This window comes from Staphylococcus sp. GDY8P94P (assembly GCF_017892255.1).
GTDB classification, from domain to species: Bacteria; Bacillota; Bacilli; order Staphylococcales; family Staphylococcaceae; genus Staphylococcus; species Staphylococcus cohnii.
This window is the reverse complement of record NZ_JAESKU010000025.1, coordinates 25,069-44,796: the sequence shown is the minus strand read 5'-3', so window position 1 is coordinate 44,796 and position 19,728 is coordinate 25,069. Positions and strand designations below refer to the sequence as shown.

The window sequence follows — 19,728 nt, the reverse complement described above, 5'->3', positions numbered from 1 at the left end:
AATTAGGAGGTGGACTTTCGATGACCAAAGGAATCTTAGGAAGAAAAATCGGGATGACACAAGTTTTCGGAGAAAACGGTGATTTAATCCCTGTAACAGTAGTAGAAGCTAGTGAAAACGTAGTATTACAAAAGAAAACTGAAGAAGTAGATGGCTACAATGCAATCCAAGTAGGCTATGCTGATAAAGCAGCTTACAAAAAAGGAAGCAAGTCAAGCAAATATGCTAACAAGCCAGCTGAAGGCCATGCTAAAAAAGCAAGCTCAGCACCTAAGCGCTTCATTCGTGAATTCAGAAACGTTAATGTTGATGAATACGAAGTAGGTCAAGAAGTCTCAGTTGATACATTTGAAGCTGGTGACATCATTGATGTAACTGGCGTATCTAAAGGTAAAGGATTCCAAGGTGCTATCAAGCGTCATAACCAAGCACGTGGACCAATGTCACATGGTTCTCATTTCCATAGATCACCTGGTTCAGTAGGTATGGCATCTGATGCTTCAAAAGTTTTCAAAGGACAAAAAATGCCAGGACGTATGGGTGGAAACACTGTAACAGTCCAAAACTTAGAAGTAGTTCAAGTTGACACTGAAAACAATGTTATCTTAGTAAAAGGTAATGTACCAGGTCCGAAAAAAGGATACTTAGAAATCTCTTCATCAATTAAAGGTAATAAATAATTATAGAGCGAAAGGAGGAAATGCATAATGGCAAATTATGATGTATTAAAAGTAGATGGAACTAAATCAGGTTCAGTTGAATTAAACGATGCAGTATTTGCAATCGAACCAAACAATAACGTTCTTTTTGAAGCAATTAATTTACAACGTGCTTCATTACGCCAAGGTACACATGCTGTTAAGAACCGTTCAGCAGTACGTGGTGGTGGACGTAAACCATGGAGACAAAAAGGTACAGGACGTGCGCGTCAAGGTACTATTCGTGCGCCACAATGGCGTGGTGGTGGTATCGTATTCGGACCAACACCAAGAAGCTATGCTTACAAAATGCCTAAGAAAATGCGTCGTTTAGCATTACGTTCAGCATTATCTTTCAAAGCACAAGAAAATAGCTTAACAATTGTAGATGCATTAAGTTTTGAAGCTCCAAAAACAAAAGAATTCAAAACTGTACTTTCTAACTTAGAACAACCTACAAAAGTGTTAGTAGTTACTGAATCTGAAGATGTAAATGTTGCACTTTCAGCACGTAACATCCCTGGTGTTCAAGTAACAACTGCACAAGGTTTAAACGTTCTAGATTTAACAAGCGCTGATAGTGTAGTAATCACAGAAGCAGCTGCTAAAAAAGTTGAGGAGGTGCTCGGATAATGGAAGCAAGAGACGTTCTTAAGCGCCCCGTAATCACTGAAAAATCTTCAGTTGCAATGGCTGAAGACAAATATACATTCGATGTTGATACTCGTGCTAACAAGACACAAGTAAAAATCGCTGTAGAAGAAATCTTTGATGTAAAAGTTGATAGTGTAAATATCATTAACTACAAACCAAAGAAAAAACGTATGGGCCGTTACCAAGGCTATACAAACAAACGACGCGTAGCAATCGTTAAATTAAAAGAAGGATCAATCGATCTATTTAACTAAAAAATTACCAATAAGGAGGTAAACGACAATGGCTCTAAAAAAATATAAGCCAATTACTAACGGTCGTCGTAATATGACTAGTTTAGATTTCGCAGAAATTACGAAAACTACTCCTGAAAAGTCATTATTACAACCGCTACCGAAAAGAGCGGGACGAAATCACCAAGGTAAATTGACTGTTCGCCATCATGGCGGTGGACATAAACGTCAATACCGTGTAATTGATTTCAAACGTAACAAAGATGGTATCCAAGCAAAAGTTGATTCAATTCAATACGATCCAAACCGTTCAGCAAATATCGCATTGTTATTTTACGCTGATGGAGAAAAACGTTATATTATTGCACCTAAAAACTTAAAAGTAGGTCAAGTACTTGAAAGTGGTGCTGAAGCAGATATTAAAGTAGGTAATGCCCTACCACTACAAAATATTCCAGTAGGTACTGTTATTCATAACATCGAGTTGAAACCTGGCAGAGGTGGACAAATTGCTCGTTCTGCTGGTGCTAGTGCACAAGTATTAGGTAAAGAAGGAAAATATGTATTAATCAGATTAAGATCTGGCGAAGTTCGTATGATTCTTTCAACTTGTCGCGCTACTATTGGTCAAGTTGGTAATATCCAACACGAACTTGTTAACGTTGGTAAAGCTGGACGTTCAAGATGGAAAGGTATCCGTCCAACAGTTCGTGGTTCTGTAATGAACCCTAACGATCACCCACACGGTGGTGGTGAAGGACGCGCACCAATCGGTATGCCTTCTCCAATGTCACCTTGGGGCAAACCAACACTTGGTAAGAAAACACGTCGCGGTAAAAAATCATCAGATAAACTTATCGTTCGTGGACGTAAGAAAAAATAAAAATAACTTATTTGGGTGTGCGGCTTAAACGCTGCACGCACATAATAAGAAGGGAGGCGCCACTATGGCTCGTAGTATTAAAAAAGGACCTTTCGTTGACGATCACCTAATGAAAAAGGTAGAAGCTCAAAGCGGAAGCGAGAAAAAACAAGTAATCAAAACTTGGTCACGTCGTTCAACTATTTTCCCTGATTTCATCGGACATACATTCGCTGTATATGATGGACGTAAACATGTGCCTGTATTTGTAACAGAAGATATGGTTGGTCATAAACTTGGAGAGTTTGCACCAACACGTACATTTAAAGGTCACGTTGCAGACGATAAAAAAACAAGAAGATAATATCTAACAGGTAGAGGAGGAAATTGGAATGGAAGCAAAAGCGGTTGCTAAAACAATAAGAATCGCACCTCGTAAAGTTAGATTAGTATTAGATCTAATTAGAGGCAAAAGCGCTGGTGAAGCGATAGCGATTTTAAAATTAACAAACAAGGCTTCATCACCAGTAATTGAAAAATTATTAATGTCCGCTTTAGCTAATGCAGAACATAACTATGATATGAACACAGATGAATTAATAGTTAAAGAAGCTTATGCTAATGAAGGACCAACTTTAAAACGTTTCCGTCCACGTGCACAAGGTAGTGCAAGTGCGATCAACAAACGTACAAGCCACATTACAATCGTCGTAAGTGACGGTAAAGAAGAAGCTAAAGAAGCTTAATAAAATCTTAAGGAGGGAACACTGTGGGTCAAAAAATTAATCCAATTGGACTTCGTGTCGGTGTAATCCGTGATTGGGAAGCTAAATGGTATGCAGAAAAAGACTTCGCATCATTATTACACGAAGATTTAAAAATCCGTAAGTTTATTGATAACGCATTAAGTGAAGCATCAGTTTCTCATGTAGAAATTGAACGTGCAGCTAATCGTATCAACATCGCTATTCACACTGGTAAACCAGGTATGGTAATCGGTAAAGGCGGTTCAGAAATCGAAAAACTTCGTAACAAATTAAATTCATTAACAAATAAAAAAGTACACATCAACGTAATTGAAATCAAAAAAGTTGATTTAGATGCTAAATTGGTAGCAGAAAATATTGCGCGTCAATTAGAAAACCGTGCATCATTCCGTCGTGTACAAAAACAAGCTATTACAAGAGCGATGAAACAAGGCGCTAAAGGTATCAAAACACAAGTATCTGGTCGTTTAGCTGGTGCTGATATCGCTCGTGCAGAACAATATTCAGAAGGAACTGTTCCACTTCATACACTACGTGCTGACATAGGCTATGCACACGCAGAAGCAGACACAACTTATGGTAAGTTAGGTGTCAAAGTGTGGATTTATCGTGGAGAAGTTCTTCCTACTAAGAACACTAGTGAAGGAGGAAAATAATAATGTTACTACCAAAACGTGTTAAATATCGTCGTCAACATCGTCCTAAAACAACTGGTCGTTCTAAAGGCGGTAACTATGTAACATTTGGTGAGTATGGTTTACAAGCAACTACAACGTCTTGGATCACATCTCGTCAAATCGAATCAGCTCGTATTGCAATGACTCGTTATATGAAACGTGGCGGGAAAGTTTGGATCAAAATCTTCCCACATACACCTTACACTAAAAAACCTTTAGAAGTTCGTATGGGTGCTGGTAAAGGTGCCGTTGAAGGCTGGATTGCAGTTGCAAAACCAGGTAGAATTTTATTTGAAGTTGCAGGCGTAAACGAAGAAGTTGCGCGTGAAGCATTACGTTTAGCTAGTCACAAACTTCCAGTTAAAACTAAGTTTGTAAAACGTGAAGAATTGGGTGGTGAAACAAATGAAAGCTAAGGAAATTAGAGACTTAACCACTTCTGAAATCGAAGAACAAATCAAATCTTCAAAAGAGGAGCTTTTTAACCTACGCTTTCAGTTAGCTACAGGTCAATTAGAGGAAACTGCACGTATTCGTACAGTGAGAAAAACGATTGCACGTCTAAAAACTGTTGCTCGTGAAAGAGAAATTGAACAAGGTAAGGCTAATCAATAATCAAATTGAAAGAGGAGGTTACTAAAGTGAGCGAAAGAAATGATCGTAAAGTTTATGTAGGTAGAGTCGTTTCCGATAAAATGGATAAAACAGTAACTGTACTTGTTGAAACATACAAAACACACAAACTATATGGCAAACGAGTAAAATACTCTAAAAAATACAAAACACATGATGAAAACAACTCAGCTAAATTAGGGGACATCGTTAAGATTCAAGAAACACGTCCTTTATCAGCAACTAAGCGTTTCCGTTTAGTAGATATTGTTGAAGAATCAGTAATTATTTAATAAACAGTGAAGATAAAGGAGGTTTAACTCATGATCCAACAAGAAACACGATTAAAAGTAGCAGATAACTCTGGTGCACGTGAAGTACTTACAGTCAAAGTATTAGGTGGATCTGGTCGTAAAACAGCGAACATTGGTGACGTTATCGTCGTTACTGTTAAACATGCTACACCAGGCGGCGTTGTCAAAAAAGGTGAAGTAGTTAAAGCTGTTGTTGTACGTACTAAATCAGGTGTACGTCGTAATGACGGTTCATATATCAAATTTGATGAAAATGCATGTGTCATCATTCGTGACGACAAAGGCCCACGTGGTACTCGTATTTTTGGACCAGTTGCGCGTGAATTACGTGAAGGTAATTTCATGAAAATTGTATCATTAGCTCCAGAAGTACTTTAATAAATTATTTATAAATATATAAATTTAAGGAGGTGCCACACATGCATATCAAAAAAGGTGACAACGTAAAAGTTATCGCAGGTAAAGACAAAGGTAAAGAAGGTAAAGTAGTAGCTACAGAACCTAAAAAAGACCGTGTCGTTGTGGAAGGTGTTAACACTATTAAAAAACACCAAAAACCAACTCAATTTAATCCTGAAGGTGGAATCTTAGAAACAGAGGCAGCAATCCATGTTTCTAATGTACAATTATTAGACCCTAAAACGAATGAACCAACTCGCGTAGGTTTCAAATTCGAAGACGGTAAAAAAGTTAGAATCGCTAAAAAATCTGGCGAAGAAATCAAATCTAATAATGAATAACTAATTGAAAGGAGGATCCACTGTGAATCGTTTAAAAGAAAAATTTAATTCTGAAATTACAACGGACTTAGTCAAAAAATTCAACTATAGTTCAGTAATGGAAGTACCAAAAATAGAAAAAATTGTAGTGAACATGGGTGTTGGTGATGCTGTACAAAACTCTAAAGTATTAGATGATGCTGTAGAAGAATTACAAGCTATCACTGGTCAAAAACCATTAGTAACTAAAGCGAAAAAATCTGTCGCTACATTCCGTTTACGTGAAGGTATGCCAATCGGCGCTAAAGTAACTTTACGTGGTGAAAGAATGTATGACTTTTTAGATAAATTAATTGCGGTATCACTTCCACGTGTTCGCGACTTCCGTGGTGTATCAAAATCAGCATTTGACGGTAGAGGTAACTACACTTTAGGTGTTAAAGAACAATTAATTTTCCCTGAAATCGACTATGACCGAGTAAGTAAAATACGAGGAATGGATATCGTTATCGTAACAACTGCTAACACTGACGAGGAAGCTCGTGAATTGTTAACACAATTCGGTATGCCATTTCAAAAATAATCTCTAAAGGAGGCTAATTAAGTGGCTAAAACTTCAATGGTTGCTAAGCAACAAAAAAAACAAAAGTTCCAAGTACGTGAATATACGCGTTGTGAACGCTGTGGTCGTCCACATTCTGTATATCGTAAATTTAAATTATGCCGTATTTGTTTCCGTGAATTAGCTTATAAAGGCCAAATCCCTGGCGTTCGTAAAGCTAGCTGGTAATAGAAAAAAGTCTGAAAGGAGGCAACATTCAATGACAATCAACGATCCAATTGCAGATATGCTAACTCGTGTAAGAAACGCAAACATGGTGCGCCATGATAAGTTAGAATTGCCTGCATCAAATATCAAAAAAGAAATTGCTGAAATATTAAAAAGTGAAGGTTTCATTAAAAACGTAGAATACGTTGAAGACGATAAACAAGGGGTTATTCGTTTATTCCTTAAATATGGTCAAAACAATGAACGTGTTATCACTGGATTAAAACGTATCTCAAAACCAGGTTTACGTGTTTATGCTAAAGCAAACGAAGTGCCTAAAGTGTTAAATGGTTTAGGTATTGCATTAGTTTCTACTTCTGAAGGTGTAATCACTGATAAAGAAGCAAGAAAACGTAATATTGGTGGAGAAATCTTAGGTTACGTTTGGTAATAATTAATAACAAGGAGGTGCGATAACATGAGTCGTGTTGGTAAAAAAATTATTGACATCCCTAGTGACGTTACAGTAACTATCGAAGGAAATACAGTTTCTGTTAAAGGTCCAAAAGGCGAATTATCACAAACAATGAATGAAAGAATGACATATAAGCAAGATGAAAACACATTAGAAGTTGTAAGACCAACTGATTCTCAAAATGACAGAACAGTTCATGGTACAACTCGTGCTTTGATTAATAATATGATTCTAGGTGTTAAAGATGGCTACAAAAAAACACTTGAACTTGTAGGTGTAGGTTACCGTGCTCAAATGCAAGGTAATGACCTAGTATTAAACGTTGGATACTCACACCCAGTTGAATTTAAAGCTGAAGATGGTATCACTTTCGGTGTTGATAAAAACACTACAGTAACTGTAGAAGGTATTTCAAAAGAACAAGTTGGAGCTATTGCTTCAAACATTCGTTCAGTAAGACCTCCAGAACCTTATAAAGGTAAAGGAATTCGTTACCAAGGTGAATACGTTCGCCGTAAAGAAGGTAAAACTGGTAAATAATAAATAACTTTCAGAAGAAAGGAGTAATAAAATGATCAGCAAAATTGATAAAAACAAAGTGCGTTTGAAAAGACATGCTCGTGTCCGTAACAAATTATCTGGCACTGCTGAAAAACCACGTTTAAATGTTTATCGTTCAAACAAACACATTTATGCACAAGTTATCGATGATGTTAATGGTAAAACATTAGCACAAGCTTCAACACAAGAAAAAGATCTAGCTAATGAAACTGGATCTAAAGTTGATTTATCAGCTAAAGTCGGCGAAACAATTGCTAAAAGAGCGAATGAAAAAGGCGTAAAAACAATTGTATTTGACCGCGGAGGATATTTATATCACGGACGTGTTAAAGCATTAGCAGATGCAGCTCGTGAAAATGGTTTACAATTTTAATTTAAAGGAGGGACATTTACATGGCTCGTAGAGAAGAAGCGAAAGAATTTGAAGAACGCGTTGTTACAATTAATCGTGTTGCAAAAGTTGTAAAAGGTGGTCGTAGTTTCCGTTTCAGCGCTTTAGTAGTAGTTGGAGATAAAAACGGTCGCGTTGGATTCGGTACTGGTAAAGCACAAGAGGTACCTGAAGCAATCAAAAAAGCAGTTGAAGCAGCTAAGAAAAACTTAGTTGAAGTTCCACGTGTCGAAGGTACAACTCCTCACATGATCACTGGACAATTCAGTTCAGGTAGTGTATTGATGAAACCAGCAGCTCCTGGTACTGGTGTTATTGCGGGTGGTCCTGTTCGTGCAGTATTAGAACTAGCAGGTATCACTGATATCTTAAGTAAATCTTTAGGTTCAAACACACCAATCAATATGGTGCGTGCAACAATTAATGGATTACAAAACCTTAAAAATGCTGAACAAGTTGCGAAATTACGTGGCAAGTCAGTAGAAGAATTATATAATTAAGGAGGGAAAATAAGTTATGGCTAAATTACAAATTACCCTCACTCGTAGTGTTATAGGTCGTCCAGAAACACAACGTAAAACTGTTGAAGCTTTAGGTTTGAAAAAAACAAACTCTTCAGTAGTTGTTGAAGATAACCCTGCTATTCGTGGGCAAATCAACAAAGTAAGTCACTTAGTGACAGTAGAAGAAAAATAATTAAGGAGGTGCCGAAATGAAATTACATGAGTTAAAACCAGCAGAAGGTTCTCGTAAAGTTCGTAACCGCGTAGGTCGTGGTGCAGCTACTGGTAACGGTAAAACTAGTGGCCGTGGACAAAAAGGACAAAAAGCGCGTTCAGGTGGTAGTATTAGACCAGGATTTGAAGGTGGACAATTACCTTTATTCCGCCGTTTACCAAAACGAGGTTTTACTAACATTAACCGCAAAGAATATGCTATTGTTAACTTAGACCAACTTAATAAATTTGAGGATGGTACTGAAGTAACTCCTGCTTTATTAGTAGAATCTGGTGTAGTTAAAAGTGAAAAATCTGGTATTAAAGTACTAGGTAGTGGTTCACTTGACAAGAAGTTAACAGTGAAAGCTAACAAATTCTCTGCTTCTGCAGCAGAAGCTATTGATGCTAAAGGCGGAGCACACGAGGTGATCTAATGTTTCAAACGCTTGTGAGCTTCTTTACTACAAAAGAAGTTCGTAACAAGATCTTTTTTACGCTCGCAATGTTAGTTATTTTTAAAATAGGTACTTATATTCCAGCACCTGGCGTAAATCCAGCTGCTTTTGACAGTCAACAAGGTTCTCAAGGTGTCACTGACTTACTTAACACGTTTGGTGGCGGAGCCTTGCAGAACTTTTCTATCTTTGCCATGGGTATAATGCCATATATTACTGCATCAATTGTGATGCAGTTATTACAAATGGATATTGTTCCAAAGTTTTCAGAGTGGGCAAAACAAGGTGATGCAGGTAGAAAAAAACTTAATAACGTAACCCGTTATTTTGCGATTGTACTTGCTTTTATCCAATCAATAGGAATGGCGTTCCAATTTAATAATTATTTGAAAGGTCAACTTATTATGGATCAGTCCGTAATAAGCTACCTAACAATAGCTGTTGTGTTAACAGCTGGTACAGCGTTTTTAATTTGGATAGGTGAACAAATCACTCAATTCGGTGTTGGTAATGGTATTTCCATCATTATCTTTGGAGGTATTTTATCTTCATTACCTTCATCATTAATCCAGTTTTACCAACAGTCCTTTGTAGGACAAGATGATACAACTTTAGCATGGTTAAAAGTTATTGGATTAATTGTTGGAATGGTATTGCTAACGGTTGGTGCAATATTCGTACTACAAGCTATTAGAAAAATACCAATTCAATATGCGAAAAAACAGTCTGCACAACGATTAGGTTCACAAGCAACATATTTACCTTTGAAAGTTAACTCTGCAGGGGTTATCCCAGTCATCTTTGCAATGGCGTTCTTCTTATTACCAAGAACATTAACTTTGTTCTTCCCTGATGCAAGTTGGGCGCAAAAAATATCTGACGTTGCAAATCCATCAAATAATATAGGGATGATTGTTTATGTGATTCTTATTATTGCATTCACATATTTCTATGCATTTGTACAAGTCAATCCTGAAAAGATGTCTGATAACCTTAAAAAACAAGGCAGTTATGTTCCGGGTATTAGACCTGGCGAACAAACAAAAAAATATATTACTAAAGTTCTCTACAGATTGACCTTTGTAGGATCAATATTCTTAGCTGTCGTTGCTATACTACCAATCATTGCTACTAAGGTGATGGACTTACCACAATCGATACAAGTCGGTGGTACAAGTCTACTTATTGTAATTGGTGTTGCGATTGAAACAATGAAGAGTCTTGAAGCTCAAGTGAGTCAAAAAGATTATAGAGGCTTTGGTGGTAGATAAATTGTAGGAGGGCACTTATGAATATCATTTTAATGGGTTTACCTGGCGCAGGTAAAGGAACTCAAGCGAGTGAAATTGTTAAGAAATTCCCAATTCCACACATATCTACTGGAGATATGTTCAGAAAAGCGATTAAAGATGAAACTGATTTAGGAAAAGAAGCTAAATCGTACATGGATCGTGGAGAATTAGTCCCTGATGAAGTTACTGTGGGCATTGTTAAAGAAAGAATTTCTGAAGACGATGCAAAAAAAGGATTCTTACTTGACGGCTTTCCTCGTACTATTGAACAAGCAAAAGCATTAAGTGAAATCATGCAAGAACTAGATAGAAAAATTGATGCTGTTATCAATATAGAGGTACCTGAAGAAGAATTAATGAACCGCCTTACTGGTCGTAGAATTTGCGAAAAATGCGGGCACACTTATCATCTTGTATTCAATCCTCCAAAAGTTGATGGCATTTGTGATATTGACGGTGGTAAATTATACCAACGTGAAGATGACAACCCAGAAACAGTTGCAAATCGTTTAAATGTCAATGTAAAACAATCTAAGCCAATCCTAGAATACTATGATAATGAAAATGTATTGAAAAACATTGATGGTTCAAAAGATATTAATGAGGTTACTTCAAACGTAATCGATATTCTTGAGAACCTAAAATAGTATCAACTTTGTACGGTCTATGTAATGCCAAGAGTATAAACGAAAAAGAGTGACAATGCGATATAGTAATTCATTTTAATTTTGTTGAACTTATTAACAACACTTATAGACTCGTATGGTTATAGTTGATCTTAGACGATAACCAACTATTGTAAAAAGGGGGAAGTTAATAAATGGCTAAGCAAGATGTTATTGAATTAGAAGGTACAGTATTAGATACTTTACCAAATGCAATGTTTAAAGTAGAATTAGAAAATGGTCATGAGATTTTAGCTCACGTAAGTGGTAAAATCAGAATGAATTATATTCGAATTCTACCTGGCGACAAAGTAACTGTAGAAATGTCTCCGTATGATTTAACACGCGGAAGAATTACGTATCGTTATAAATAATCGTCACTCCATAATATAGGGAGGTATTAAAATGAAAGTAAGACCATCAGTAAAACCAATTTGCGAAAAATGTAAAGTCATTAAACGTAAAGGTAAAGTAATGGTAATTTGTAGCAATCCAAAACACAAACAAAGACAAGGTTAATAAAGAGAGGTGTAAATAATTATGGCACGTATTGCAGGAGTAGATATTCCACGTGAAAAACGTATTGTTATTTCTTTAACTTATGTATATGGTATCGGTACTACTACAGCTCAAAAAATTGTTGAAGAAGCTAATGTATCTACAGATACTCGCGTTAAAGACTTAACTGATGACGAATTAGGTCGTATCCGTGAAGTAGTAGACAATTATAAAGTAGAAGGTGACTTACGTCGTGAGCAAAACTTAAACATTAAACGTTTAATGGAAATCTCATCATACCGTGGTATCCGTCACCGTCGTGGTTTACCAGTACGCGGACAAAAGACAAAAAACAATGCTCGTACTCGTAAAGGCCCAGTTAAAACTGTAGCTAACAAGAAAAAATAATAGGTAAAGGAGGCAAATTTTAAATGGCACGTAAACAAGTATCTCGTAAACGTAGAGTGAAAAAGAATATTGAGAATGGTGTGGCACACATCCGCTCAACATTCAATAATACAATCGTAACTATTACTGATGAATTTGGTAATGCTTTATCATGGTCATCAGCAGGTGCACTTGGATTTAAAGGATCAAAAAAATCAACACCATTTGCAGCACAAATGGCATCAGAAACTGCAGCTAAAGCAGCTATGGAACATGGTTTAAAAACTGTTGAAGTTACTGTTAAAGGTCCTGGCCCAGGTCGTGAATCAGCGATCCGTGCATTACAATCAGCTGGATTAGATGTAACTGCAATCCGTGACGTTACTCCAGTACCACATAATGGTTGTCGTCCACCAAAACGTCGTCGCGTATAATATTATCGTTATTGTCGCAAGTCACTGAGAAACACAGTACAATTCAAGTCGACGTAATCAAGGAGGATATTTGTAAATGATTGAAATCGAAAAACCTAGAATTGAAACAATTGAAATTAGTGAAGATGCTAAATTCGGTAAGTTCGTTGTTGAACCACTAGAACGTGGCTACGGTACTACACTAGGAAACTCCTTACGTCGTATCCTACTATCTTCATTACCAGGTGCAGCCGTTAAGTACATCGAAATCGAAGGTGTATTACATGAATTCTCAGCAATAGATAATGTTGTAGAAGATGTTTCAACAATTATTATGAACATCAAAAAGCTAGCATTGAAAATTTATTCTGAAGAAGATAAAACATTAGAGATTGATGTAAAAGATGAAGGCGAAGTTACTGCAAGCGACATCACGCATGATAGTGATGTAGAGATTTTAAATCCTGAGATTAAAATCGCAACAGTATCTAAAGGTGGACATTTAAAAATCCGTCTTGTTGCTAATAAGGGTAGAGGTTACGCATTAGCAGAACAAAATAACACTAGTGATTTACCAATTGGTGTAATTCCAGTGGATTCACTATATTCACCAGTAGAACGTGTTAACTATACTGTAGAAAACACACGTGTAGGTCAAAGTAGTGATTTTGATAAATTAACTTTGGATGTTTGGACTAATGGTTCAATTACGCCACAAGAGTCTGTTTCTCTAGCGGCAAAAATCCTAACTGAACATTTGAACATCTTCGTTGGATTAACTGATGAAGCACAAAATGCTGAAATCATGATTGAAAAAGAAGAAGATCAAAAAGAAAAAGTACTTGAAATGTCTATAGAAGAATTAGACTTATCTGTCCGTTCATATAACTGTTTGAAACGCGCAGGTATTAATTCTGTTCAAGAATTAGCTGATAAATCTGAAGCAGATATGATGAAAGTGCGCAATTTAGGACGCAAATCATTAGAAGAAGTTAAATATAAACTTGAAGATCTAGGCTTAGGTCTTAGAAAAGAAGATTAATAAAAAGGAGGTTAACTCATGGGTTACAGAAAATTAGGTCGTACTTCTGATCAACGTAAAGCGATGTTACGTGACTTAGCTACTTCACTTATTGTTAGTGAACGTGTTGAAACGACAGAAGCACGTGCAAAAGAATTACGTAGTGTTGTTGAAAAATTAATCACTTTAGGTAAAAAAGGAGATTTAGCATCTCGTCGTCAAGCTGCTAAAACTTTACGTAATGTTGAAGTCTTAAATGAAGATGAAACAACACAAACTGCACTTCAAAAATTATTTGGTGAAATTGCTGAACGTTATACAGAACGTCAAGGTGGTTACACACGTATCCTTAAAGTAGGCCCTCGTCGCGGTGACGGTGCTGAATCAGTAATTATAGAATTAGTTTAATTTAAATACACATACTACTATGTATAAAGCAAATGAGTGCAACGATAATGTTTGCCACATACAAATATTGTCTAGCTCAGAGTACCCCATCAAACTTAATAAATTTTAAAGCGTGAACTCAAATATGATGGGGTGCGCGCTTTTTTTTGTTAGTCCCCCTTAATTCGAAGAATTTAGGGGGACTTATGCAATTGCGAAGCAATAGCGAACCGCTGAGCCTTAATTCGAAGAATTTAGGGGGACTTATGCAATTGCGAAGCAATAGCGAACTGCTGAGCCTTAATTCGAAGAATTTAGGGGGACTTATGCAATTGCGAAGCAATAGCGAACTGCTGAGCCTTAATTTGGGTAAGGTAAAGGAATACATTCATAGAGCCAATGCATAAGAAGTTCTAACTAGGCAATATTTTGTTCATAAATTTAAAAGTAGATAAATTGCTAAGAAACAATAATTGTTAACTATTTATATTAATGAGAAGTGTATTTTATGCTCAAAATTATCTTTATGCGTGTCTCAATAAATAAAATTTAAAAGAGAAATTAATGAAGATGAAGTGCTTATTTATCGTTTTTCATGTAAAATGATTAAGTATATGATTAATATTTTTGATTTAGGAGATAACTGTTATGATAACGCAAGCAGAAGAAATAATTAAATTTGATCATGTATCTTTTAAATATAATAGCGATGAACCACTTGCGTTAAATGATGTATCATTTAGCATTCCTAGAGGCAAATGGACCTCTATAGTAGGTCATAATGGTTCAGGTAAATCAACGATAGCAAAACTGATGATAGGCATTCAAAAACCTTTTGAGGGCCAAATATATTTAAACGGTGTTAGTATCAATGACGATAACTTAAATAAGTTGAGACAGCATATAGGAATTGTATTTCAAAATCCAGAAAATCAATTTGTTGGGTCTACTGTGGAATTTGATGTAGCATTTGGTTTAGAAAATAATGCTATGACTTACGAGAAAATGCATGAAATTGTGCCTAAAGCATTAGCGGATGTAGATATGCTGGACAGAGCTACATATGAGCCGCAATCACTTTCTGGTGGCCAAAAACAGCGTGTCGCTATCGCAGGTGTTTTAGCATTAAATACAGATATCATCATATTAGATGAAGCGACGTCTATGTTAGATCCAGAAGGTAGAACAGAATTAATTTCACTCATACATCGTTTAAAGGAAGAAAAAGATGTGACAATTATATCCATCACTCATGATTTATCTGAAGCTATAGATGCGGATCATTTAGTTGTTTTAAACCAAGGCTTTCTATATCAATCAGGTTTGCCTCAAGTTATTTTTAATAAAGGAGAGGCATTAACACAAATAGGTTTAGATTTACCGTTTGCAATGAGAATGAGCCAACAACTATTAGGTGTTACTGACTATATTTCTTATGAAGGGTTGGTAAGCAAATTATGACTGTTAAATTCAATCAAGTGTCCTATGTTTATCAAAAAGGAACACCTTATGAACATCTTGCATTGAAAGAGATTGTAACTACTTTTGAACAAGGTAAGTATTATGCAGTGATTGGTCAAACAGGCTCTGGTAAGTCTACATTAATACAGCATATTAATGGATTGCTAAAACCGTCACATGGCGCTTTAGAGGTCGATGAGGTCATGATTACGCACAAGACTAGAGATAAATATTTAAAGCAAGTGCGTAAGCGTGTAGGGGTAGTATTCCAATTTCCAGAATCACAACTTTTTGAAGACTCCGTGGAACGAGAAATTTTATTCGGACCTAAAAATTTTAATATGCCACTTGAAGAAGTAAAAACACGAGCATTTCAATTATTATTAGAGTTCGGTTTTAATAGGGATATACTTGAACAATCACCTTTCCAAATGTCGGGAGGTCAAATGAGAAAAATAGCAATTACTTCTATATTAGCTATGGATCCAGATATTGTTATTTTAGATGAACCTACTGCAGGACTTGACCCTAAAAGTAGAAATCAAATCATGGAAATGTTAAAGAAACTTCAGCTTGAACAAAATAAAACAATCATATTAGTTACGCATGAAATGAATGATGTTGCAAAATATGTTGATGAAGTGAAAATTATTAAACATGGCAAGTTAGTGGAAAGCTGTTCTCCAAGAAAATTGTTTAATGCTGACGACTATGTTAAAGATATGCATTTAGATGTACCAGACATCGTCAAATTACAGAGAGATATTGAAGCAAAGCATCAATTTAAATTTGAGCGCACGGCATTAACCGAATCAGAATTCACTGAGATGTATAAGGAGTGGCAACAACATGAGAGATAAGTTTATTATAGGACGTTATCTTCCATTAGACACTTTTGTACATCGTCGTGATCCACGTGCCAAATTAATATTTGTATTTTTATTTATCATACTAATATTTTTTGCACATTCATTTATCACTTATTTATGGTTATTCTTGATCATTGTAACCATGATGAAAGCAGCGCACATAAAATCTTGGTTTTTAATAAAGGGATTAACACCTATATGGATTTTTCTGATTTTCACCTTTTTAATGCATTTGTTTTTAACTAAAGGTGGTATGCGTATATTTGAGATAGGGTTTATTTCAATTGATACTCAAGGCGTTTTAGAAGGTATTTATATTGTGTTGAGGCTAATGTTTATCATTATGGTATCTACGATCATGACTTTAACGACAAGTCCATTAGATCTTACTGATGCGTTTGAACGATTATTATATCCATTAAAGTTGATAAAAGTTCCTGTACATTTACTGAGTATGATGATGTCAATCGCTTTACGTTTTATTCCAACTTTAATGAATGAGCTAGATAAGATTATCTTAGCACAGAAATCAAGAGGTTCTGAAATCAGTTCTGGGGGGTTAATCAACAGAGTTAAAGCATTTATTCCTTTATTGATACCCTTATTTATCTCAGCTTTCCAAAGAGCAGAAGATTTAGCCATTGCAATGGAAGTCCGTGGTTATGAAACAAACAAACAGCGAACAAGTTATCGTCAATTAGACTGGCAATGGTCTGATAGTTTGTTATTGATTTCAATTATACCAATAGCAATAATATTATTTGTGTTAAAGTATATGGGAGTGTAAAGAATGGTTCGTGTTTTAGTAAATATTTCATATCAGGGTAGTCAATTCTTAGGTTTTCAAATTCAAAATAATGGTAGAACCGTACAACAACAATTTGAAAAAATACTTAAACGCATGCACAAACGACATATTAGAATACATCCTAGTAGTCGAACTGATCGTGGCGTGCATGCATTAGAACAATATTTTCATTTTGATACAGAGCTTAACATTTCACCAGATCAATGGCGATATGCGATGAATCGGGCATTGCCTGATGATGTTTATGTGAAAGATGTTTCATTTGTAGATGAATCATTCCATTGTCGTTATGATTGTGTCGGTAAAACTTATCGCTATAAAGTTTATCAATCACCTAATAAAAATCCATTTGAATGTGGTTTAAAAAATCACGTACCAGAAAGTTTAAACTTTGAAAAAATGTCACAAGCTGCCAATTTGTTTATTGGTACACATGACTTTACTGGATTTTGTTCCCAAAAAACAGAAGTTGAAAGTAAAGTCCGTACGTTATATGAAAGTAAAATAGAAAAAACAGAATATGGTTTTGATTATGTCGTTACTGGTTCGGGATTTTTATATAATATGGTGCGTGTGTTAGTAGCATTTTTAATTGGAGTAGGCAAAGGGAAATTCCAACCTGAGGTAGTTCCACAATTATTAATTGCTAAAGATCGCAATAAAGTTCCGTTCACTGCACCAGCTGATGGATTGTATTTGGAACATATATATTTATCCCCCGAAGCACTGAAAAGAGACTTTGGTGAAGATATAAAAATATATCAAAAAAAATCTACACAAAATAGTTGAATTACATTGACAAAACCCCATAAAAATTATACGATAACTAACGGTATTGTTTTATATCACCCCACGATAAGCCCCGGAATCTTATTGTGTAACAAGATATAGAAGCACGTAGAAATTATAAATTAACAAAATAAATGAATTTAAGTTTAAATATCACTTTAATTAGACAAGAAACATTTATTTATTCTAGGAGGACAATTATATGCGTCAAACATTTATGGCTAATGAAGCAAACATTGAGCGCAAATGGTATGTTATTGATGCTGAAGGTAAAACACTTGGTCGTTTATCATCAGAAGTAGCTGCTATTCTACGCGGTAAAAATAAAGTAACTTATACACCACACGTTGATTCAGGTGATTATGTAATTATCATCAACGCTGCTAAAATTCAATTCACTGGTAATAAAGAACAAGACAAAATGTATTACCGTCATAGTAACCACCCAGGCGGAATCAAATCAATCTCTGCTGGTGAGTTAAAAGCTACAAACCCAGAACGTCTACTTGAAAACTCAATTAAAGGTATGTTACCAAGCACACGTCTAGGTGAAAAACAAGGCAAAAAATTATTTGTATATGGTGGCGCTGAACATCCACACGCTGCACAACAACCAGAAAACTACGAGTTACGTGGTTAATTAAAAGGAGGAAATTACATTGGCACAAGTTGAATATAAAGGCACAGGCCGTCGTAAAAACTCAGTAGCACGTGTACGTTTAGTACCTGGCGAAGGTAACATTACTGTTAACCACACTGATGTACGTAGCTACTTACCATTCGAATCATTAATCTTAGACTTAAACCAACCATTTGATGTTACAGAAACTAAAGGTAACTATGATGTATTAGTTAACGTTCACGGTGGTGGCTTCACTGGACAAGCACAAGCTATCCGTCATGGTATTGCACGTGCTTTATTAGAAGCAGATCCTGAATATAGAGGTTCATTAAAACGCGCTGGATTACTTACACGTGACCCACGTATGAAAGAACGTAAAAAACCAGGTCTTAAAAAAGCTCGTCGTTCACCACAATTCTCAAAACGTTAATTTCCCAAATGTTGTTGCGAATATTTTTCGCTCACAGATTTGGTACATTAATTGCTTAGGTAATTGATGTCAAACAGAAGAAACGTTTCAAACTTCCCATATTAATATGGGAAGTTTTTTTGTTTTATAAATAATCAAAAATGTATACAACTTTTGTACTCGTAAAAATAGAAAGAATTTGTTTTATTTTAGTAAGTTCAAATAGTATGAAGTATAATAAAATAAAACAGTATTAGAGGTTATACATATGACATTCAACAAACTAAATCATCACTTAAAAAAATTGAGTATCGTATTAATATTAATTATTTTTTCTAGCATTATTCTTTTGGTCATGAACCAAGTGTTTAACAAAACGTTAATTAAAAACATGTCCAGTGAAACATCAGTACCGACATTTTATTTACATGGTTATTCTGGAACAACTCAATCAGAAAAATACATGGTAAATTCGGCAGTCCAAAATAATATTACAAATGACGTTGTTGAAGCTAAAGTTTCATCAAATGGAAAGGTGACATTTAATAAAAATATATCTAACAATATGAAGCGTCCAATTATAAAAATTATACTTGAAGATAATGAAAATAAAAATTTAGAAAAAAATGCACAATGGATCAAAAATGTTATGATAGCTTTTAATGCAAAATATCATTTTAAAAAATTTAATTTTGTTGCACATTCAATGGGAAATCAATCTTTTAGTTATTATATGTTAAAGTATGGTGATGATAGTGTTTTACCTAAGTTGAATAAGCAAGTTAGTTTAGCTGGAAACTTTAACGGAGAAGTAGATATCAATGGTTTAGACTTAAATATACATTTAGACAAAAATGGCAAACCCAACAAGATGTTAAAAGAATACCGCGATTTATTATCCATGCAAGCACACTATCCTAAAAACGCTGAAGTTCTTAATATTTATGGTGATTTAAAAGACGGGACGCATTCTGATGGTAGAGTAACGAATGTATCATCAGAATCGTTAAGGTACTTATTATCAAATCATGTTAAAACTTATAAAACATACAAAGTTTATGGACCTAAAGCTGAACATAGCGAGCTTCATGATAATGAAAAAGTTACAGATCAAATTAATGCATTTCTTTGGGAATTATAAATAAAAAAGATAACTCTATTATATTAGAATTATCTTTTGAACAGTTATGAAGTCACTATA

35 protein-coding genes are annotated in these 19,728 nt (G+C 35.2%); all 35 read left to right on the top strand.

Annotation, left to right across the window (positions count from 1 at the left end):
• Window positions 1–20 precede the first annotated feature (20 nt).
• The 35 genes from rplC to KA926_RS13015 all read left to right on the top strand — a co-directional run bounded on the left by rplC (window position 21) and on the right by KA926_RS13015 (window position 19,668).
• Window positions 21–680 (top strand): 50S ribosomal protein L3, encoded by a 660-nt coding sequence (gene rplC / locus KA926_RS13185; protein WP_019468640.1) that lies wholly within the window; start codon window positions 21–23, stop codon window positions 678–680.
• A 27-nt stretch (window positions 681–707) separates the two neighbouring features.
• Window positions 708–1,331, top strand: a complete 624-nt coding sequence (gene rplD / locus KA926_RS13180) for a 50S ribosomal protein L4 (protein ID WP_019468641.1) — start codon at window positions 708–710, stop codon at window positions 1,329–1,331.
• On the top strand, window positions 1,331–1,606 hold the full coding sequence (gene rplW / locus KA926_RS13175; RefSeq protein ID WP_019468642.1) for a 50S ribosomal protein L23: 276 nt from the start codon (window positions 1,331–1,333) through the stop codon (window positions 1,604–1,606). The genes rplD and rplW overlap by 1 nt, the downstream gene beginning before the upstream one ends.
• Before the next feature lie 28 nt (window positions 1,607–1,634).
• Window positions 1,635–2,468, top strand: a complete 834-nt coding sequence (gene rplB, locus KA926_RS13170) for a 50S ribosomal protein L2 (RefSeq protein ID WP_107383906.1) — start codon at window positions 1,635–1,637, stop codon at window positions 2,466–2,468.
• Between the two features lie 64 nt (window positions 2,469–2,532).
• Window positions 2,533–2,811, top strand: a complete 279-nt coding sequence (gene rpsS, locus KA926_RS13165; protein ID WP_019468644.1) for a 30S ribosomal protein S19 — start codon at window positions 2,533–2,535, stop codon at window positions 2,809–2,811.
• A 28-nt stretch (window positions 2,812–2,839) separates the two neighbouring features.
• On the top strand, window positions 2,840–3,193 hold the full coding sequence (gene rplV, locus KA926_RS13160) for a 50S ribosomal protein L22 (protein WP_019468645.1): 354 nt from the start codon (window positions 2,840–2,842) through the stop codon (window positions 3,191–3,193).
• A gap of 23 nt (window positions 3,194–3,216) precedes the next feature.
• Window positions 3,217–3,870 carry a 30S ribosomal protein S3 gene (rpsC, locus tag KA926_RS13155; protein ID WP_019468646.1) on the top strand — a complete coding sequence of 218 codons (654 nt, stop codon included), beginning with the start codon at window positions 3,217–3,219 and terminating at the stop codon, window positions 3,868–3,870.
• A 2-nt stretch (window positions 3,871–3,872) separates the two neighbouring features.
• Window positions 3,873–4,307, top strand: coding sequence for a 50S ribosomal protein L16 (gene rplP / locus KA926_RS13150; RefSeq protein WP_019468647.1), 435 nt, complete (start codon window positions 3,873–3,875; stop codon window positions 4,305–4,307).
• Window positions 4,297–4,506 (top strand): 50S ribosomal protein L29, encoded by a 210-nt coding sequence (rpmC, locus tag KA926_RS13145; protein ID WP_002482620.1) that lies wholly within the window; start codon window positions 4,297–4,299, stop codon window positions 4,504–4,506. The genes rplP and rpmC overlap by 11 nt, the downstream gene beginning before the upstream one ends.
• A gap of 26 nt (window positions 4,507–4,532) precedes the next feature.
• Entirely contained in the window at window positions 4,533–4,796 is a 264-nt protein-coding gene (gene rpsQ / locus KA926_RS13140; protein ID WP_019468648.1) for a 30S ribosomal protein S17, read from the top strand.
• 30 nt (window positions 4,797–4,826) lie between these two features.
• Window positions 4,827–5,195: a 50S ribosomal protein L14 gene (gene rplN / locus KA926_RS13135; protein WP_019468649.1), complete on the top strand. Its 369-nt coding sequence runs from the start codon at window positions 4,827–4,829 to the stop codon at window positions 5,193–5,195.
• 41 nt (window positions 5,196–5,236) lie between these two features.
• Window positions 5,237–5,557, top strand: coding sequence for a 50S ribosomal protein L24 (gene rplX, locus KA926_RS13130; protein WP_107383905.1), 321 nt, complete (start codon window positions 5,237–5,239; stop codon window positions 5,555–5,557).
• Window positions 5,558–5,579: 22 nt separating this feature from the next.
• A complete protein-coding gene (gene rplE / locus KA926_RS13125; RefSeq protein WP_210144573.1) occupies window positions 5,580–6,119 on the top strand; it encodes a 50S ribosomal protein L5 in 540 nt (179 codons plus the stop codon).
• A 21-nt stretch (window positions 6,120–6,140) separates the two neighbouring features.
• Window positions 6,141–6,326 carry a type Z 30S ribosomal protein S14 gene (locus KA926_RS13120; RefSeq protein WP_002482625.1) on the top strand — a complete coding sequence of 62 codons (186 nt, stop codon included), beginning with the start codon at window positions 6,141–6,143 and terminating at the stop codon, window positions 6,324–6,326.
• Window positions 6,327–6,357: 31 nt separating this feature from the next.
• Entirely contained in the window at window positions 6,358–6,756 is a 399-nt protein-coding gene (rpsH, locus tag KA926_RS13115) for a 30S ribosomal protein S8 (protein WP_019468652.1), read from the top strand.
• A 27-nt stretch (window positions 6,757–6,783) separates the two neighbouring features.
• Window positions 6,784–7,320 (top strand): 50S ribosomal protein L6, encoded by a 537-nt coding sequence (rplF, locus tag KA926_RS13110; protein WP_019468653.1) that lies wholly within the window; start codon window positions 6,784–6,786, stop codon window positions 7,318–7,320.
• A 31-nt stretch (window positions 7,321–7,351) separates the two neighbouring features.
• On the top strand, window positions 7,352–7,714 hold the full coding sequence (gene rplR / locus KA926_RS13105) for a 50S ribosomal protein L18 (protein WP_107383904.1): 363 nt from the start codon (window positions 7,352–7,354) through the stop codon (window positions 7,712–7,714).
• A 20-nt stretch (window positions 7,715–7,734) separates the two neighbouring features.
• Window positions 7,735–8,232 (top strand): 30S ribosomal protein S5, encoded by a 498-nt coding sequence (gene rpsE / locus KA926_RS13100; RefSeq protein WP_019468655.1) that lies wholly within the window; start codon window positions 7,735–7,737, stop codon window positions 8,230–8,232.
• Window positions 8,233–8,248: 16 nt separating this feature from the next.
• Window positions 8,249–8,428 carry a 50S ribosomal protein L30 gene (rpmD, locus tag KA926_RS13095; RefSeq protein WP_002482630.1) on the top strand — a complete coding sequence of 60 codons (180 nt, stop codon included), beginning with the start codon at window positions 8,249–8,251 and terminating at the stop codon, window positions 8,426–8,428.
• Window positions 8,429–8,444: 16 nt separating this feature from the next.
• Window positions 8,445–8,885, top strand: a complete 441-nt coding sequence (gene rplO, locus KA926_RS13090) for a 50S ribosomal protein L15 (RefSeq protein WP_019468656.1) — start codon at window positions 8,445–8,447, stop codon at window positions 8,883–8,885.
• Window positions 8,885–10,177: a preprotein translocase subunit SecY gene (secY, locus tag KA926_RS13085; protein ID WP_107383903.1), complete on the top strand. Its 1,293-nt coding sequence runs from the start codon at window positions 8,885–8,887 to the stop codon at window positions 10,175–10,177. The genes rplO and secY overlap by 1 nt, the downstream gene beginning before the upstream one ends.
• Window positions 10,178–10,194: 17 nt before the next feature.
• Window positions 10,195–10,845: an adenylate kinase gene (locus KA926_RS13080; protein ID WP_019468658.1), complete on the top strand. Its 651-nt coding sequence runs from the start codon at window positions 10,195–10,197 to the stop codon at window positions 10,843–10,845.
• 173 nt (window positions 10,846–11,018) lie between these two features.
• The gene (gene infA, locus KA926_RS13075; RefSeq protein ID WP_001118443.1) at window positions 11,019–11,237 is read left to right on the top strand and encodes a translation initiation factor IF-1; all 219 of its coding nucleotides are present in this window, start codon (window positions 11,019–11,021) and stop codon (window positions 11,235–11,237) included.
• Window positions 11,238–11,268: 31 nt separating this feature from the next.
• Complete coding sequence (gene rpmJ / locus KA926_RS13070) at window positions 11,269–11,382, top strand: 50S ribosomal protein L36 (RefSeq protein ID WP_002482634.1); 114 nt, start codon at window positions 11,269–11,271, stop codon at window positions 11,380–11,382.
• 21 nt (window positions 11,383–11,403) lie between these two features.
• Window positions 11,404–11,769: a 30S ribosomal protein S13 gene (rpsM, locus tag KA926_RS13065; RefSeq protein ID WP_107383902.1), complete on the top strand. Its 366-nt coding sequence runs from the start codon at window positions 11,404–11,406 to the stop codon at window positions 11,767–11,769.
• A 23-nt stretch (window positions 11,770–11,792) separates the two neighbouring features.
• Window positions 11,793–12,182 (top strand): 30S ribosomal protein S11, encoded by a 390-nt coding sequence (gene rpsK, locus KA926_RS13060; RefSeq protein ID WP_019468660.1) that lies wholly within the window; start codon window positions 11,793–11,795, stop codon window positions 12,180–12,182.
• A gap of 76 nt (window positions 12,183–12,258) precedes the next feature.
• On the top strand, window positions 12,259–13,203 hold the full coding sequence (locus KA926_RS13055; protein WP_019468661.1) for a DNA-directed RNA polymerase subunit alpha: 945 nt from the start codon (window positions 12,259–12,261) through the stop codon (window positions 13,201–13,203).
• 18 nt (window positions 13,204–13,221) lie between these two features.
• On the top strand, window positions 13,222–13,590 hold the full coding sequence (gene rplQ / locus KA926_RS13050; protein ID WP_019468662.1) for a 50S ribosomal protein L17: 369 nt from the start codon (window positions 13,222–13,224) through the stop codon (window positions 13,588–13,590).
• Between the two features lie 627 nt (window positions 13,591–14,217).
• Window positions 14,218–15,030 carry an energy-coupling factor transporter ATPase gene (locus KA926_RS13045; protein WP_019468663.1) on the top strand — a complete coding sequence of 271 codons (813 nt, stop codon included), beginning with the start codon at window positions 14,218–14,220 and terminating at the stop codon, window positions 15,028–15,030.
• The gene (locus KA926_RS13040; RefSeq protein WP_107504560.1) at window positions 15,027–15,890 is read left to right on the top strand and encodes an energy-coupling factor transporter ATPase; all 864 of its coding nucleotides are present in this window, start codon (window positions 15,027–15,029) and stop codon (window positions 15,888–15,890) included. The genes KA926_RS13045 and KA926_RS13040 overlap by 4 nt, the downstream gene beginning before the upstream one ends.
• Entirely contained in the window at window positions 15,880–16,686 is an 807-nt protein-coding gene (locus tag KA926_RS13035) for an energy-coupling factor transporter transmembrane component T family protein (RefSeq protein WP_107383900.1), read from the top strand. The genes KA926_RS13040 and KA926_RS13035 overlap by 11 nt, the downstream gene beginning before the upstream one ends.
• Window positions 16,687–16,689: 3 nt before the next feature.
• Window positions 16,690–17,496: a tRNA pseudouridine(38-40) synthase TruA gene (gene truA, locus KA926_RS13030; protein ID WP_107386077.1), complete on the top strand. Its 807-nt coding sequence runs from the start codon at window positions 16,690–16,692 to the stop codon at window positions 17,494–17,496.
• Window positions 17,497–17,698: 202 nt separating this feature from the next.
• Window positions 17,699–18,136, top strand: a complete 438-nt coding sequence (gene rplM / locus KA926_RS13025) for a 50S ribosomal protein L13 (protein WP_107383898.1) — start codon at window positions 17,699–17,701, stop codon at window positions 18,134–18,136.
• A gap of 19 nt (window positions 18,137–18,155) precedes the next feature.
• Entirely contained in the window at window positions 18,156–18,548 is a 393-nt protein-coding gene (rpsI, locus tag KA926_RS13020; RefSeq protein ID WP_019468668.1) for a 30S ribosomal protein S9, read from the top strand.
• 247 nt (window positions 18,549–18,795) lie between these two features.
• Window positions 18,796–19,668, top strand: a complete 873-nt coding sequence (locus tag KA926_RS13015; RefSeq protein ID WP_107504557.1) for an alpha/beta hydrolase — start codon at window positions 18,796–18,798, stop codon at window positions 19,666–19,668.
• Window positions 19,669–19,728: the final 60 nt, after the last annotated feature.

What these genes read in the sequence shown, in the direction of transcription:
- rplC (WP_019468640.1), top strand. Translation starts at nt 21, where the DNA reads ATGACCAAAGGAATCTTAGGAAGAAAAATCGGGATGACACAAGTTTTC.
- rplD (WP_019468641.1), top strand. Translation starts at nt 708, where the DNA reads ATGGCAAATTATGATGTATTAAAAGTAGATGGAACTAAATCAGGTTCA.
- rplW (WP_019468642.1), top strand. Translation starts at nt 1,331, where the DNA reads ATGGAAGCAAGAGACGTTCTTAAGCGCCCCGTAATCACTGAAAAATCT.
- rplB (WP_107383906.1), top strand. Translation starts at nt 1,635, where the DNA reads ATGGCTCTAAAAAAATATAAGCCAATTACTAACGGTCGTCGTAATATG.
- rpsS (WP_019468644.1), top strand. Translation starts at nt 2,533, where the DNA reads ATGGCTCGTAGTATTAAAAAAGGACCTTTCGTTGACGATCACCTAATG.
- rplV (WP_019468645.1), top strand. Translation starts at nt 2,840, where the DNA reads ATGGAAGCAAAAGCGGTTGCTAAAACAATAAGAATCGCACCTCGTAAA.
- rplP (WP_019468647.1), top strand. Translation starts at nt 3,873, where the DNA reads ATGTTACTACCAAAACGTGTTAAATATCGTCGTCAACATCGTCCTAAA.
- rpmC (WP_002482620.1), top strand. Translation starts at nt 4,297, where the DNA reads ATGAAAGCTAAGGAAATTAGAGACTTAACCACTTCTGAAATCGAAGAA.
- rplN (WP_019468649.1), top strand. Translation starts at nt 4,827, where the DNA reads ATGATCCAACAAGAAACACGATTAAAAGTAGCAGATAACTCTGGTGCA.
- rplX (WP_107383905.1), top strand. Translation starts at nt 5,237, where the DNA reads ATGCATATCAAAAAAGGTGACAACGTAAAAGTTATCGCAGGTAAAGAC.
- rpsH (WP_019468652.1), top strand. Translation starts at nt 6,358, where the DNA reads ATGACAATCAACGATCCAATTGCAGATATGCTAACTCGTGTAAGAAAC.
- rplF (WP_019468653.1), top strand. Translation starts at nt 6,784, where the DNA reads ATGAGTCGTGTTGGTAAAAAAATTATTGACATCCCTAGTGACGTTACA.
- rplR (WP_107383904.1), top strand. Translation starts at nt 7,352, where the DNA reads ATGATCAGCAAAATTGATAAAAACAAAGTGCGTTTGAAAAGACATGCT.
- rpsE (WP_019468655.1), top strand. Translation starts at nt 7,735, where the DNA reads ATGGCTCGTAGAGAAGAAGCGAAAGAATTTGAAGAACGCGTTGTTACA.
- rpmD (WP_002482630.1), top strand. Translation starts at nt 8,249, where the DNA reads ATGGCTAAATTACAAATTACCCTCACTCGTAGTGTTATAGGTCGTCCA.
- rplO (WP_019468656.1), top strand. Translation starts at nt 8,445, where the DNA reads ATGAAATTACATGAGTTAAAACCAGCAGAAGGTTCTCGTAAAGTTCGT.
- secY (WP_107383903.1), top strand. Translation starts at nt 8,885, where the DNA reads ATGTTTCAAACGCTTGTGAGCTTCTTTACTACAAAAGAAGTTCGTAAC.
- KA926_RS13080 (WP_019468658.1), top strand. Translation starts at nt 10,195, where the DNA reads ATGAATATCATTTTAATGGGTTTACCTGGCGCAGGTAAAGGAACTCAA.
- infA (WP_001118443.1), top strand. Translation starts at nt 11,019, where the DNA reads ATGGCTAAGCAAGATGTTATTGAATTAGAAGGTACAGTATTAGATACT.
- rpmJ (WP_002482634.1), top strand. Translation starts at nt 11,269, where the DNA reads ATGAAAGTAAGACCATCAGTAAAACCAATTTGCGAAAAATGTAAAGTC.
- rpsM (WP_107383902.1), top strand. Translation starts at nt 11,404, where the DNA reads ATGGCACGTATTGCAGGAGTAGATATTCCACGTGAAAAACGTATTGTT.
- rpsK (WP_019468660.1), top strand. Translation starts at nt 11,793, where the DNA reads ATGGCACGTAAACAAGTATCTCGTAAACGTAGAGTGAAAAAGAATATT.
- KA926_RS13055 (WP_019468661.1), top strand. Translation starts at nt 12,259, where the DNA reads ATGATTGAAATCGAAAAACCTAGAATTGAAACAATTGAAATTAGTGAA.
- rplQ (WP_019468662.1), top strand. Translation starts at nt 13,222, where the DNA reads ATGGGTTACAGAAAATTAGGTCGTACTTCTGATCAACGTAAAGCGATG.
- KA926_RS13045 (WP_019468663.1), top strand. Translation starts at nt 14,218, where the DNA reads ATGATAACGCAAGCAGAAGAAATAATTAAATTTGATCATGTATCTTTT.
- KA926_RS13040 (WP_107504560.1), top strand. Translation starts at nt 15,027, where the DNA reads ATGACTGTTAAATTCAATCAAGTGTCCTATGTTTATCAAAAAGGAACA.
- KA926_RS13035 (WP_107383900.1), top strand. Translation starts at nt 15,880, where the DNA reads ATGAGAGATAAGTTTATTATAGGACGTTATCTTCCATTAGACACTTTT.
- truA (WP_107386077.1), top strand. Translation starts at nt 16,690, where the DNA reads ATGGTTCGTGTTTTAGTAAATATTTCATATCAGGGTAGTCAATTCTTA.
- rplM (WP_107383898.1), top strand. Translation starts at nt 17,699, where the DNA reads ATGCGTCAAACATTTATGGCTAATGAAGCAAACATTGAGCGCAAATGG.
- KA926_RS13015 (WP_107504557.1), top strand. Translation starts at nt 18,796, where the DNA reads ATGACATTCAACAAACTAAATCATCACTTAAAAAAATTGAGTATCGTA.